This window comes from Nitrosopumilus oxyclinae, assembly GCF_013407165.1.
Classification (GTDB): domain Archaea; phylum Thermoproteota; class Nitrososphaeria; order Nitrososphaerales; family Nitrosopumilaceae; genus Nitrosopumilus; species Nitrosopumilus oxyclinae.
This window is the reverse complement of the sequence record NZ_CP026994.1, coordinates 1-14,185: the sequence shown is the minus strand read 5'-3', so window position 1 is coordinate 14,185 and position 14,185 is coordinate 1. Positions and strand designations below refer to the sequence as shown.

The following is a 14,185-nucleotide window of genomic DNA, read 5'->3' as shown; positions in this document are numbered from 1 at the left end:
GCACAATTTATGCCTAAACATATTTGATTTAGAAAAATGTATTCACAGTTTTTATAGGTTCAATATTTTTTCCAGACAGAATGACATTAAAGTTAAGATGTGAAGACTATGGTTTTGAATGCGAATACATTCTTGATGAAGAAAAAACTTTGGGTCTAATTGAAAAACTTAGAAATCATTTTGAAGAAGAACATGGAATTGATTATACTATTGAGGCTGTTACTCAAATGATCACCAATCGTGGACATTCTTTAGAATCAATTAAGAAATAAACTTAGAGAAAAATTATTTTTATTTTTAACATTTATTACAATGTGTGTTGTATCTCAATTAAGAATTAGTTTTTGAGAAGATTCTAGGAAATTTTTGTTTGTAAAGTTTACTTTTGATTACAAAATTACCTGAATCATATTATTTTTATTTTATAATCACCCATAGTAATCAATAGTGGTAGAAAATTATTCAAATGATTATGATGTCAAGTGTCAACTAGATACTTGCAAAACCTATCCTGCGATAACAGATTCTGAAAGAGGAGAAATTGTTTGTGGGGGTTGCGGTCTTATCTTATTGCAAAATATGGCCGACGCATCATATGAAAACAGCGGTTACAGCTCGGAGAACTTTATGAAACTATCAAGAACGGGTCCTGCTACATCATTAACAATGAATGATAGAGGATTATCAACCGTAATTGGTTCAAATAAAGATTCAACTGGAAAAACACTTTCTAGCAAAACAAAATACGAATTCAATAGATTACGAACATGGGATCAAAGAAGTAAATCAAGAAAAACTGCCAGCTTAAGCAAGGCATTCACTTTACTTCATGGAATGAAAACAAAGTTAGGAATATCAGACAATGTTGTAGAAAATGCAGCCTATATCTACAGAAAAGCAGTTAGTGCAAAATTAACCAGAGGAAGGACAATGGCCTCACTGATTGCAGCCTCATTATACGCTGCATGTAGAGAAAATAACATCCCAAGAACTCTAGATGATATTGCAGAGGCTGGAAATGTTGAAAGAAGAATACTCTCCCGAGACCTGAGAACCATAATCAAAAAGCTTGAACTGAATCTTAATCAGTACGATACATCCTCGTTTATCTCAAAAATCTCAAACAACATGAAAATAAAAGAGAAGACAAAGCGAGACGCATTCAAAATACTAGACCTCTGTGAAAAAGAACAAATTACTGCAGGTAAACACCCTGTAGCACAAGCTGCTGCATCATTGTACATCTCATGTATAATGAATGGGGAAAAAATTAGTCAGAAAAAGTTTGCAGTAGAATCTGGAGTAAGTGACGTTACAATTAGAAACAGAGTAGTCTTGATTAAGAAAACATTAAAGCTAGTTGAGTAGATTATTCCAAAAACATCCTACAATTGTATTGTAGGAGAAAATACTTTTTCATATATTATTTCTTTAAGTTGATTTACTAGGTCTATCGTTACTCTAATTTGCTCCAAAATAATTTCCTTGAGACTTTGTATGGAATTGTTTAGTTCTAATATTTCTTCTTGTAATCTAGATTTTTCATTATTGAGAGATGATATCTGATTTTGCAGATTTTTGTTTTGCTGTTTTAGATTGTCATTTTCTTCAGTTAATCGTTTTATTTTTTCTGATTCAGACTCTTTTGGAAAGGGATCTGGTGCAGGTGCAGGAGTTGGTATTTTAATTGGTTCTGGTGTAGGACTAGGTTCTGGAATTTGAGGTGGTCCTGGTTCTTGTTCTGCTTCAATTGCAAATGTTGTTTGTGAAAAACTAACAAATGCAAGTAGGGCAGCTATCCCAAAAACTATACTAGTTTTCATTTTATAATTTCACAAAAATGTTACAGCAGTTTTGTATATGAATATGATTATTGATTTCAAAGAATTATTTGTAAAAATCAGGTTCTTGATCTCTTTTCTGTTTAGGAAGATCTTCCATTACAGCTTGCACTACTTCATTATGATTATACGTAAGATGTCTGAGAAACTTTGCTGACTCATCTGCTCTAGTTTTTTCATCTGCAAACAACATTTCAGGGCTACTCAATCCTGTCATCATCTCATTGCATTCTTTGCACGGCTCAAAGTCAAGATAGAGTTTCATATTTCTCGTCATTTTTCTTAGTATTTAGACTATTTTATGGATTGAGGTATAGGTGCCTCTTTCTTTTGAGGCCTTACCTTATCCACAGCATCAATTAGATCTTGTTGTGTAATCTTGATCTCCTTGACGTTCTTTGACTTGCCAGAGACATATCTCTTCAAAGCTGTAATAGCTGCTCTGTTTGTGACTGCTGCAATCTCAGCGCCGCTGAAATCATCAGTCAACTTTACAATTTCTGAGATTTTTACATCACTGTCAAGTGGCTTTTTCTTTGTATGAATCTCAAAGATATGCTGTCTTCCTTTCTCATCAGGATTTGGAACTTTGATGATTCTATCAAATCTGCCTGGTCTTAGTAGTGCTTCATCAACAATGTCTAATCGGTTTGTTGCTCCAATTATCAACACATTGTTTAGTTCTTCTAGTCCATCAATTTCAGTAAGGATTTGAGACACTACATTTTCTGTAACATGTGAATCAGATCCTCCACTTCCTCTTCTTGGAACAAGTGCATCAACTTCATCTAAGAAAATAATACATGGAGCAGCTTGTCGTGCTTTTCTGAATATTTCTCTGACGCCTTTTTCAGATTCTCCTACCCATTTCGAGAGTAGTTCAGGACCTTTGATGCTGATAAAATTAGACTCTGTCATTTTTGCAAGAGCCTTTGCTATCATTGTCTTACCAGTTCCAGGAGGGCCATGAAGTAGAATTCCTTTTGGTGCTTCTACATCTACATAATCATATGCATCCTTGTATTTGATTGGCCATTCAACGGCTTCCTTGAGTTCTTCTTTTAGTTCATCCAAACCTCCAACATCATCCCAACTTACATTTGGAACTTGGACTTGAACTTCTCTAAGTGCACTAGGACTGACTTCTTTTAATGCATCTCGAAAGTCATCACTTGTGATTTGGATCTTTTCAAGTATCTCTGATGAAATTTTTTCTTCATCATAGTCAACCTCGGGTAGAATTCTACGTAGAGCTTTCATTGCGGCTTCTTTAGATAATATTTCCAAATCAGCTCCTACAAATCCATGTGTAGTTTTTGAGATTTGTTTTAAATCTACTTTGTCATCAATTGGCATTCCACGCGTATGAATTGATAGTATATCGAATCTTCCTTCATCATCAGGAATTCCAATTTCAATTTCCCTATCAAATCTACCTGGTCTTCTAAGTGCAGGATCAATTGAATCTGGTCTGTTAGTAGCTGCAATTACAACAACCTTACCTCTAGATTTCATTCCATCCATTAGAGTTAGTAATTGTGAAACAATTCTTTTCTCTAGTTCGCCAGAAACTTCATCTCTCTTTGGAGCGATTGAATCAATCTCATCAATGAAAATTATGCTAGGAGCATTTTCTTCAGCTTGAGTAAAGATTTCTCTAATTCGTTCTTCACTCTCTCCATAATGTTTGCCCATTATTTCAGGTCCACTTAGGGAGATAAAGTGAGCATTTGTTTCTCCGGCTACTGCCTTTGCCAATAATGTCTTACCAGTACCTGGAGGACCATACAAGAGTACGCCTTTTGGTGCTTCCACGCCTATTTTATCAAATAATTCTGGATGTCTCATTGGTAGTTCTACCATTTCACGAATTTTTTGAACTTCTTTTTTCAGTCCTCCTAGTTCGTCATATGTTATTCTTGGAACAGAAGAATCAACTGCTTTAGTCATTGCTCCAAGTTTGAATACAGTATTTTCAGTTACTAACACAGGTTTTGATGGCTTTGTACTTGTTACAAAAAACTGAACTCTTCCACCCATCTGTGTATTGAGAGATACTGAATCTCCAGTTGTAAATACATGATTAAGATAATTGTAAATCATATATTCTTGCAATCCTTCTGCAGCAATCTTTTCAGTAGGAGACAAAATAATTTGTTCAGCATTTACAGCTTCAACTGTTCTTAGTGAAATTTTATCACCAATTCCAGCTCCAATATTTTGTCTAGTCATTCCATCTATTTTGATAATACCTGAACCATATTCTTCAGGTGAACCTGGCCAAAGTTTTACATGTGTTTTTTTATTGTGCGTTAGTTCTAGTATTTGCCCAGTATTCCATTTTTGATCCTCAATAATTTTAGGATCAACTATGGCTCTACCTCTTCCAACATGTTGTTGTGGACTTTCTTCAACTTTTAAAATTATTTCCGTCATATCATTACCTCAAAAATTATTGAGAGGATTATTCAACCTCCACCGTTTTACCTGTTGGTTTTTCCTCTTCAACTAATTTGAAGACAATCTCTAAAACTCCATTTTTGTAGGAAGCCTTTGCAGAGTTTTCATCAACTTTATGTTGTACAGGAACTCTTACATGATATTTTTTATCATTGTGTTCTGCTGAAAGATCAACAATTTTGTTTTCAACAACAATCTTGACATCAGATTTTTCTACCCCTGGCATCTCAGCTATGAGTTTTACTACTTTTTCTTTTTCATCAACAATTGTGTCAACAAGTGGTTCTCGTGTATCAGAAGTTGGAGCAAGGCCTGGTTTGGCATTTCCATATTCATTTACTACAGGTTTTCCATCAGGACCAACAGTCATTGTATAACCGTAATAATATGGACCAGATTCAGAACCATTTCCCTTGAATTCCTCAAAAACGTCATCTATATTGAAAAAAGAGCTTGACATTTTTTTGAAGATTCTATCAAATTCACTATCAAAGAAGTTTGTCATATTTATCTACTATATGTAATGTATATGACATTATATAAAGATTATCTATATTTTCATGATTTCTTACATAATCCTATTATAACTGACATAATATAATAACTTGATGAGGACTACAAATGTGTCCATACCTGAAGTTGTTAGAGAGATCATTACTAGAAATCGTTCAATTTATGATTGTATGAAGATGGATTTGATCAACTATACAGCTTTGGCAGTTAAGATTCAACCAGACATTGAAAAAATTCTAGGAAACCCTGTTAACCTCAATACTGTAGTTGTTGCCATTAAGAGATATGCTGATTCATTTGAAATTAAAGATGAAGTCAAAGAGGAATCAATTTTAAAAAATGCAAGATTGACTTTGACTGACGGGATAATGGATGTCAAGTTTTCAGTAAAGGAATCAAACGAAATGGATCCCATGGAAATTTTAGATAAATTCTCAAAGATTACTAATAATTATGATTTTTTTAGAATGTCTGATTCCTTTAGATTTTTGGCAGAAGATTTGGAAGACATAAGACAAATTTTTAGAAATGTGCCAGAAAATGATGAAATGTTCAGTACGGGTCTTGCAAAAATTAGAATTTCATTACCAAACTCTCAAAATCAATCAGATGTAGTATCCTATGTAGCTGAGGTATTACATGCAAATGGGGTAGAATTGGTAAACGCATTTTTCAGTCAAGATAACATTACAATAATTCTCAATGAGCGGGATTCATCAAGGGCCTATGAAATTTTACATTCAGATATTATGAGAACCTAAGCATAGTAGTGAAAATTATTCTTATAGCATATATTCACCCAATTTATGGAAAAGACACCATTGACAAGAAATAAGAAGAAAATTGTAATTTTAGGAGGAGGATTTGCAGGGGTAGAATGTGCTAGAAAATTAGAAAAAGAATTTGGAAATGATCCTGAAATAGAACTGGTAATGGTAAGTGAGGATAATTTTCTACTATTTACACCAATGCTACCACAGGTAGCATCAGGAATGATTGAAACTAGACATATTGTTTTACCAATTAGAACTATTTGTAAAAAGACAAAATTCTATGAAAGTCGAATTAAAAATATTGATCCATATGGAAAAATTGTAACGCTGTGGGGAACTGGAGATAAAAGAAGTATCTCATTACATTATGATTTTTTAGTTGTTGCATTAGGTAGTGAAACTAACTTTTTTGGAATGGCTGATGTTGAAAAAAATGCATACACAATGAAGACACTCAATGACGCTGTAATGTTAAGAAATAGAGTAATTGATATGCTAGAGCAAGCAGAAAACGAAACAAATCCAATACTTCGAAAAAGTTTTCTAAATTTTGTAGTTGTGGGTGGTGGATTTGCAGGAATTGAAACTGCAGGAGAATTGATGGATCTTTTATTGGATGCAAGAAAATATTATCCAACAATCCACAAAGACGATATCAAAGTTATTGTGCTAGAAGCTTTAGGGATGATTTTGCCTGGATTTAATACAAAACTTGCAAACTTTGCAAAAGAAAAGATGGTGGAAAGAGGAATCGATATCAGATTAAAAACAGCAGTTACTAGTTTTGATGGTAATGAAGTTACTACCAAATCATTAGATGAACATCAAAAGGATTCAATTGATTCATCTGAAATTGATTCAATAATTACAAAGACATTAGTTTGGACTGCAGGAGTTACCCCAGTTAATACCATTAAGAGATCAATGTTCAAAACTGAAAAAGGAAAAGTTTTGGTTAATGATTTTCTAGAAGTTACCGATTTTCCAGGAGTGTTTGCCATAGGTGATTGTGCATTACATTTAGATCCTAAAACACAACGACCGCTGCCTCCAACTGCTCAAATTGCAGAAGCTCAAGCAAAAATTGCGGCTAAAAATTTAATTTCTCTAATCAAAAATTCTACAAAAGAAAAATTCGTATATCATTCTAAAGGACAGATGGCAATTATTGGAAAAAGATCAGGAATTGCTACATTTTTGGGAATGAATATCTCAGGATTTTGGGCTTGGTTAATTTGGAGAAATGTTTACCTCTCAAAAATTACAACATTTGACAAAAAAACTCGTGTATTTCTTGATTGGGTAATAGATTTATTCTTTGATAGAGACATCTCAAGATTAAAACTAATGAAGCGTGAAACTGAAAAAGAATACAAGCTACTCGATGAAGTAGACGATGTTTGGTAAAATAATATAATTATTTTCTAATTTTGTAGATGATTATTGCTGGTGCTGCAAAATACATTCCGACATTCATCAAAATTATTCCAATTCCATAAGATATCATTTGTGATTCAGAATCAATATCCACATGATTTAGAATTGACAATGAAGATAGCATTGGAGTAAGTGAGAGCTTTACAATTTCTTTGAAAACAGGATTTTCACGCTCTAAATCAGCAATGACGGGTGAAAATGAATAATAAAACTGGTTAAAGCCAGACATAAATGCAATTCCGGATTCAGTGGATAAAATTGTGTTATCCCTAAGTTCTCTGAGTTGTTGAACTTGAGGTGCAAGTTCTGAGCCAAATGTTGCAGTGGCAATTAAACACCCACCTCCTTCTTCACTTGAAATTTCATTCATTGTTTCATCATTTGATGTGGTTTGTGATAATATTTCAAAAGAATCAATTGTTTCGTCAAATCTAGAAAGTTGTGAATCAAAATCATCTAATGAATTTGCATATACAAGAATGAAGAATTTGTCTGTATCATAAATAATAATTTCTTTAAATTTTACATTAAAATTTTCTGCATCAGAAAAAAATATTCCTTCAGCGTCAGTTACATATGCTTGATTTCCGTGTATAGTTGTTTTTTCCTGTAAAATTATTTCTAGATTTCCAGAATCTAAGATTCCTTCAAGTCTTTGATTTCTTTCAGAAATTATTTCATCAAAAGTTTTTCCATCACTATTTTGTATTGTTAATGAAATATTTGGATTCATTGAGCCTGTTTTTGGACCAACTGCTACTATGTCAGGAGAATTTTCATCTGTTTTATTTGGTTCTTGTAATAACCATCCTTCAGGAACACTAAATGAAATTTCATGTTCAGGACTCTGATATTTTTGATTACCAGTAGGAGTAGTTACAGTTGATTGTGTTCGTTCAGGTTCTGGTAAATCAAGAAGATTTGGAATCTCAGAAATACTAACTACTGTAACTTTTGTGATTCTTACTTGTTCTGGATCTTTAGGTCTGTCACTAGTTCCTGTTTCAACTGCTGCTATTTTATCAAGAGTTTGAAAACTTTCTTCAGTTACAATTCTACCAAATACAGTATATTGTTCATCAAGGAAATTGGAATCTGCATGTACTATGAAAAATTGAGAACCACCACTGTTTGGATCAGCAGATCTTGCCATTGAAACAATTCCACGATTATGTTTAATGGTGTTAAACTCTGCATCTACACTTGTAGTTGGACCACCAGTTCCCCAAGTATTAGGATCACCACTAATTGTATTAGGATCACCACCCTGAATCATAAAGCCAGGAATTATTCTATGAAAGAGTGTGTCATCATAAAATCCTGTTTGAGATAATATAATGAAATTTTCTACATGTTTTGGGGCATCATTTGGAAAAAATTCTATAACAATTTCTCCAAAATTAGTTTCTAAGACAACTACAGGATCCATAATGTTAATTTCGTTAATTTCAACTGATTGTGCAAAGATATGGTTTCCTGAAGTGACAATAAATAATGAAAATATCAAAACTATGAAAAATTTATTCAATAATTTTTTTCTATAAACGCTCACTTAAAAGCTAATTGTATTGATTTTTAACAAAGTTCAATAAATCACCCATTATGGAACCTGATGAAAAGATTCAGGCACATTTAGTTTCAGTGTGGAGAGAATCTAAAAAATTCTTATCAATTGGTGGCAAAGAAGGCATGTTGGTACTAACAAACAAGCATTTGATGTTTATCCATAAGACAGAATCTAAAATGAATTGGTGGAAGGCCATTACTCAAAGACAGGTTGTTAATTTTATCAAGTCAAAAAATACGATGATTCACCATGATGGATACAATGAGGAAGATTTGATGAATGATTGTGAAGATGTTAGAAATATCGAATTAGGTTTTGATGACATTTCCAGTATTAGTTTTACAGAAAAAGATTGGGGCAGTTCGTTACAACTAGAATATCAAAAAGATGGAAAAAATGAGAAATTTCAGTACTCCATAGCCCAAGATTGGGTAAAATATCCTGCAAAAGAGCCTACTAAATACATGAAAGTGGATTGGGAGCCTTTTGTGCAATATATTAAAGAAAGGCAAAAATTTACCAAGTAAAATTGAGTAAAGTTTACGCTGTAGGTGTTGGTCCTGGTTCTTCAAAATATGTTACAGAATTTGTAAAAGAAATAATTCAGAATTGTGACGTTGTTATTGGTTACAAATACACACTAAAAACAATTGAAAATTTGATACAAGGTAAAGAGATCTATGAAATCACCATGAATGATCAAGAGGATTCTTACCAAAAGATTCTTCCAGAACTTGGTGAAAGAACTCTAGTCATACCTTTCACTGGTGATGTAAATTTTTCAGAATCAGAAGTTGTTGATAGATTAATAGAAATTTTTGGTGATGTTGAAATTGTTCCAGGAATTAGTTCAATACAGGTTGCTGCATCAAGAGCAAAAGTTCCTCTTGATAAATCCAAAGTAATTACAATGCATGTTACAACTCCAATTGAAGATAAAAAATTAGAATTACAAAAAGCATTGATTGATGGTTTTAGTGTGATCTTGGTACCAAGACCATGGCCAAAACAGCCTGACAAACATTTCATGCCTTCAGAAATTGCAATTTATCTTCGAGAGCATAAATTTGAGACTGATAAGATGAAAGTTCATGTTTATGAAGCAATAACTACTGAAAATGAAACCAGTTTTGAAGGAACAGTAAAAGAATTAGAAGGAAAAGAATTTTCTGATTTGTCTGTTATGGTGTTTAATCAGACCAGTTTGGATTCATACATGAATTATAGATGGCAATGGGAAAACTAATTTCCCAAGTTTTGGCTTTTTCCTAAAATTATATTATCATTAGTTGGAAATACATATGCTACAATTTTCATCCATTGATAGTCTGGATCATATAATCTGTAAAAGCCTGCTTTGTCAAATGTAATTTTAGCTGAACCACCTACAGCAATCTCACCAGTTGAGATTTTTCCATCAGGTGTAAAAGTAATGTAACGATCGTTATTCTCTTTTCCACTGATAATGTTGTGGGTTACTGTATCATCATTAATTATCGTGATTGTAGTTCCAGGTTGAACTGAAATTCTGTCTTGTGAGAAATATTTAATGCTGCCAGATTCGATATAACTTCCTGCGCCTCCTTGTGAAGAGGAGCCTTTCTGAATATGGACTTTGAGGGTGTTTGATTCTTCAGTTGTGGTAGTTGAAGTAATTTTTGATAAAGTAGATAATTTTGCAGTGTAAATTATTTTGTAAGTTTCATCTAATGTTGTAATCCTACCAGTAAACCCATAGACTGATGCGTCTTTACTTTCATCAACTAATCTTCCAAAAAAACTAATTGAAGAATCAAATCCGCTTGAACTTTCAATTTCGCCATTCATTCGAATGTATTTTCCTTCACGCAAAAATTTTCCTTCTAAATTAGAAATAATAAATTCTTCATCATCTAAAGTGATAAAACCTTCTTCTGCTAGAAAATTAATTGTACTTCCACGTTGATCTTGAGAAGACATACCTAAATCAATTTCAGATGTTTTGATAATCTCTTCAGTTACTGCAAAACCTGAACCCTCTAAAAGAAATGCCTGATTCTTTGAAATTTCAGCAAATGATTCATTTGCAAAATAACCTGATGAAACGGCAAGTAAAACTAGCAGTGTAAGGGTTGCCTTCATAATCAATTTTAGGTTAATTTGGTTTATAATTTACTACTAAATTATTTTAGACTGAATAAACAAATTTGAGGGTAAATCTAGAAATTAGATCTCAGGCATATCCATTAGTCCTTTTTCTTGAGCTAATTCTATCATATAGAATTCAAGATATCCTCCAGCCAAAAGAAGGCCCACTACAATTCCAATCTCAATTACTGTTGGTTTGATGAATGGAACCAGATCAGTTTTTTTGATTACTGCTCTAATTAGAATAAAACTTCTGGAAATCCCAAAAGAGTATGCAACTAATTCCATCAATCCAAAAGGAGTTAGGAAAAGTATTGAGAGTGGATGAATTTCAGCAATTTGGGGCGCAGTTAGTGCTATTGATGCAAAAGCAAATCCCGTAGACCAAGCAGCAAAAAGTCCCCATCCTACCCCAAAACCCGGGATAAACATTGGTAATGCAATAGTCAAGTTATGAGTAAAGATTCCAAAGGCATCAATATCCAAAACAAGTTCTTCAAATTCTGCCATGAATGCATTTGCCTCTTCTTCAGTAACAGTAGACATAGAACCAATTTGATATGCAGTTGCAAATAATCCTAAAAATATAAAAAATATAATTATTCTAATTTTATTCACAAACCCACACCTGATGAACAATATTTGAGGGTTGATGTAGGCGCAGATTTAATTAAACCAAATGATATTTTTTGATATGAAAAAGGAGCTGTCCTTTGCGTTAAACTATGCATTAAACAAAGGATTTCAGATTCATCCAGATGCTTTTAAAATATTAGAAAATGTAGATGTTAAAAAATTAGAGAAAATAATTAAAGAAATTGTCAGAGAGAAGACAAGGCAAAAATTATTTCAAATTAACCAAGATGATTTAGAAACCTATCTAGGAATTAAAGAAGATTTATCGTTAAAAAACGAGGTCAAAATATTATCAGACCCAACTAGTAAGATTACATCTGGAGAGGGAGTTAAAGGGTACAATGCTTTATTTTCTAGCCGTTTTAACAAGCTTAAACGGATCATCTCAGATAGACCAGAATCAAAACTACTCAAATCTGCAGCATCTTTGAAAAATGCAAAAATCGATGATGATCAATATGTGTGTGGATTAGTTTCCATTAGGAATTCTGAGAGAAATATTACAAAAATAGTTCTAGAAGATCCCTCAGGCTCGTTTGAGGGCATAATTTTTGATGAGGAATTACAAAAAACTGCAGGAACCCTACTGATAGATCAGTTTGTAATGGCAAGGATAGGTTCTGCTAAAAATTCAGGATATATCATTAAAGATATAATTTTACCAGATATTCCAGAGCAGGCAAAAAACAAGTCAGAGAGCGATGCTTATGCAGTATTTCTATCTGACTTGCATATTGGAAGTAAATACTTCATGGAAGAAGAGTTTTCAGATTTTGTATCATGGATATCTAGTCCTGATCCTGTTGCAAAAAAAATTCGATTTGTCCTAATTGGGGGCGATATAGTTGACGGTGTTGGAATCTATCCAAATCAGAATAAAGAATTAGTTTGTCAGACAATCCAAGAGCAATTAAAAAAAGCAGAGGATTTGATTGACAAAATCCCAAAAAATGTAAAAATCATCATTATGCCAGGAAACCACGATCCAGGGAGAAGAGCATTACCTCAACCTGCCATCCCTAAAAAATACAATTCAGGTTTATGGGAGAGGGAAAATGTAATTATGGTTGGAAATCCAGCAGTAGTCTCATTAAACGGAGTTATTGTCTCAATGTTTCATGGACAAAGTATAGACGATATTGTAAAGACTACACCTGGTCTTAGTTATGACAGACCCACTAATGTAATGAAACACTTGCTTAGAGCAAGACACCTTAGTCCAATTTATGGTAGTCAGACACCAATTGCACCTGAAATGGAGGATTTGATGGTGATTCAAGACATTCCGGATATTTTTCATGTAGGCCATGTTCACAGAGCCCAACTAGACATGTACAAAGGAATTTTGTTGATAAATTCTGGTTCTTGGCAAAAACAAACCCCTTTTCAAGCTAGTGTAGGAATGACCCCAAATCCAGGCATCGCCATAATTGTTAATCTAAAAACCTTCCAAGTCTTCCATGAAAATTATAGTTCTAATTTAGACAATATCTTGCAAACTTAGATCATCTTTGAATGATTTTTTTATCATTTCAGAAGATATTGTAAGTTTGTATTTTTTTGTCCTTCCATGAATACCTTGATGAATTAGTCTTCCAGAAATAATTCCAGACAATTCAATTTCACTAAGCATTTGTGTTATTCTTCTTTGGGTAAGTTCGTCTTTTCCTAGTGCTTTACAGAGATTTTTGTAAGAAGAGTAAATCTCACCAGTTGAAGAGCCATTAGACTTCATTATGGCTATTATCACCAATTTTTCATGAAGTGGGTATGATTTGAGAGAGGCTTCTTCTTTGTTTTCTTCAATTTTAAGAGAGGCTTCTCTGACATGTTCGATTGTAACTTTGTTGGATTGTTGCCTTTCTGCAAGTTCGCCAGATACACGAAGTAGATCAATGGCCCTTCTTGCATCACCATGCTCTCCTCCTGCAAGAGCAGCACATAGATTTAATGCTGGTTCCTCTACGGAATTTTCGATAAAAGATTCATTGATTCTCTCTTCAAGAATTTTTTTGATTTGTTCAACGTTATAATTTGTAAAGACTATCTCCTCCTCCCCCAAACTACTGATAACTCTAGGATCCAGTTTTTCTTTGAATGTTAGATCATTTGATATTCCTACCATAGTTAGAGACCCTTGTTTTAATTGCTCATTTGCCCTTGTAAGTTGATATAAGATATCCTTACCTGTTTTTGCCACTAATTGAGCAAGATAATCAATTTCATCAATTACAATAATTGCATTAAGTTTTCCCTCATCAATTTTATTTAGTAGCCTTTTGAAAACTGCACTAATAGCAAGCCCAGTAGAGGGTAATTCATCCTGTTCTAGGCCTAACTGCCTGCCTAAACTGACTAATAATCCATATAATGTTGTCTCGTTTTTGGAATTTGAATATATGAGTTTAATTGGAAAATTTGATTTTTCAACTCTCTCTTGGATTTTTGATAGTACTTTTTTTACAACTAGAGTTTTACCAGTTCCAGGTTTTCCATAAACTAAAAGATTTGATGGTCTTGATTGTTTTAAAATTGGTAATAGAGATTGAGTAACTTGTTCTTGTTCAGATTTTCTATGTAAAATAGTAGTTGGGATATATGTAAAATGAAGAATATCACGATTTTTAATAATAGATTTTCCAGATTCAGCTGCATCAAGTAAGTCATCTATTGGATCAGTCATACTCACACACCTTCATTTCTTCTCAACACTAACACAACTACATCTGAATTAAGAGAGTATAGTATAGAATAGTAAGAGTAGTTTAGTTTGTAATTAATTATTTTTAGTTAGTTTTAGATTTTCTATTAAAAAAAAATTAAAAAAAAAC

Annotated in this window: 15 protein-coding genes; 7 read left to right on the top strand and 8 right to left on the bottom strand. The window is 33.0% G+C overall.

The annotated features are described in order from the left end of the window. The first annotated feature begins 80 nt into the window (after positions 1 to 80). Both C5F49_RS00075 and C5F49_RS00070 read left to right on the top strand, forming a co-directional pair. Entirely contained in the window at positions 81 to 272 is a 192-nt protein-coding gene (locus C5F49_RS00075; RefSeq protein WP_179362745.1) for a DUF1059 domain-containing protein, read from the top strand. Between the two features lie 175 nt (positions 273 to 447). Further along, a complete protein-coding gene (locus C5F49_RS00070) occupies positions 448 to 1,368 on the top strand; it encodes a transcription initiation factor IIB (protein ID WP_179362744.1) in 921 nt (306 codons plus the stop codon). A 17-nt stretch (positions 1,369 to 1,385) separates the two neighbouring features. On the opposite strand, the gene C5F49_RS00065 is transcribed toward C5F49_RS00070, so the two are convergent. From C5F49_RS00065 to hsp20, 4 genes are all read right to left on the bottom strand, one after another. Beyond that, on the bottom strand, positions 1,386 to 1,823 hold the full coding sequence (locus tag C5F49_RS00065) for a coiled-coil domain-containing protein (RefSeq protein ID WP_179362743.1): 438 nt from the start codon (positions 1,821 to 1,823) through the stop codon (positions 1,386 to 1,388). 64 nt (positions 1,824 to 1,887) lie between these two features. Then, positions 1,888 to 2,106 carry a hypothetical protein gene (locus C5F49_RS00060; protein ID WP_179362742.1) on the bottom strand — a complete coding sequence of 73 codons (219 nt, stop codon included), beginning with the start codon at positions 2,104 to 2,106 and terminating at the stop codon, positions 1,888 to 1,890. 29 nt (positions 2,107 to 2,135) lie between these two features. Further along, positions 2,136 to 4,277, bottom strand: a complete 2,142-nt coding sequence (locus C5F49_RS00055; RefSeq protein ID WP_179362741.1) for a CDC48 family AAA ATPase — start codon at positions 4,275 to 4,277, stop codon at positions 2,136 to 2,138. A gap of 28 nt (positions 4,278 to 4,305) precedes the next feature. After that, positions 4,306 to 4,806 (bottom strand): archaeal heat shock protein Hsp20, encoded by a 501-nt coding sequence (gene hsp20, locus C5F49_RS00050; RefSeq protein WP_179362740.1) that lies wholly within the window; start codon positions 4,804 to 4,806, stop codon positions 4,306 to 4,308. A gap of 103 nt (positions 4,807 to 4,909) precedes the next feature. Here hsp20 and C5F49_RS00045 point away from each other — a divergent pair, with 103 nt between their 5' ends. Continuing rightward, the gene (locus tag C5F49_RS00045; RefSeq protein WP_179362739.1) at positions 4,910 to 5,575 is read left to right on the top strand and encodes an ACT domain-containing protein; all 666 of its coding nucleotides are present in this window, start codon (positions 4,910 to 4,912) and stop codon (positions 5,573 to 5,575) included. A 60-nt stretch (positions 5,576 to 5,635) separates the two neighbouring features. Further along, entirely contained in the window at positions 5,636 to 6,994 is a 1,359-nt protein-coding gene (locus C5F49_RS00040) for an NAD(P)/FAD-dependent oxidoreductase (RefSeq protein ID WP_179363559.1), read from the top strand. A gap of 10 nt (positions 6,995 to 7,004) precedes the next feature. On the opposite strand, the gene C5F49_RS00035 is transcribed toward C5F49_RS00040, so the two are convergent. After that, positions 7,005 to 8,552, bottom strand: a complete 1,548-nt coding sequence (locus tag C5F49_RS00035; RefSeq protein ID WP_246275341.1) for a peptidylprolyl isomerase — start codon at positions 8,550 to 8,552, stop codon at positions 7,005 to 7,007. A gap of 74 nt (positions 8,553 to 8,626) precedes the next feature. On the opposite strand from C5F49_RS00035, the gene C5F49_RS00030 reads away from it, so the two are divergent. Together C5F49_RS00030 and cbiE are read left to right on the top strand one after the other, a co-directional pair. Next, a complete protein-coding gene (locus tag C5F49_RS00030; RefSeq protein ID WP_179362738.1) occupies positions 8,627 to 9,118 on the top strand; it encodes a hypothetical protein in 492 nt (163 codons plus the stop codon). A 2-nt stretch (positions 9,119 to 9,120) separates the two neighbouring features. After that, entirely contained in the window at positions 9,121 to 9,837 is a 717-nt protein-coding gene (gene cbiE / locus C5F49_RS00025) for a precorrin-6y C5,15-methyltransferase (decarboxylating) subunit CbiE (protein WP_179362737.1), read from the top strand. Here cbiE and C5F49_RS00020 read toward each other — a convergent pair. After that, a complete protein-coding gene (locus tag C5F49_RS00020) occupies positions 9,834 to 10,712 on the bottom strand; it encodes a cupredoxin domain-containing protein (protein WP_179362736.1) in 879 nt (292 codons plus the stop codon). The genes cbiE and C5F49_RS00020 overlap by 4 nt on opposite strands. 84 nt (positions 10,713 to 10,796) lie before the next feature. Then, on the bottom strand, positions 10,797 to 11,264 hold the full coding sequence (locus tag C5F49_RS00015; protein ID WP_179363557.1) for a stage II sporulation protein M: 468 nt from the start codon (positions 11,262 to 11,264) through the stop codon (positions 10,797 to 10,799). 148 nt (positions 11,265 to 11,412) lie between these two features. Here C5F49_RS00015 and C5F49_RS00010 point away from each other — a divergent pair, with 148 nt between their 5' ends. Next, positions 11,413 to 12,858: a DNA-directed DNA polymerase II small subunit gene (locus C5F49_RS00010; protein ID WP_179362735.1), complete on the top strand. Its 1,446-nt coding sequence runs from the start codon at positions 11,413 to 11,415 to the stop codon at positions 12,856 to 12,858. Here C5F49_RS00010 and C5F49_RS00005 read toward each other — a convergent pair. Next, complete coding sequence (locus tag C5F49_RS00005; protein ID WP_179362734.1) at positions 12,835 to 14,037, bottom strand: Cdc6/Cdc18 family protein; 1,203 nt, start codon at positions 14,035 to 14,037, stop codon at positions 12,835 to 12,837. The two genes, C5F49_RS00010 and C5F49_RS00005, sit on opposite strands and share 24 nt — an antisense overlap. Positions 14,038 to 14,185: the final 148 nt, after the last annotated feature.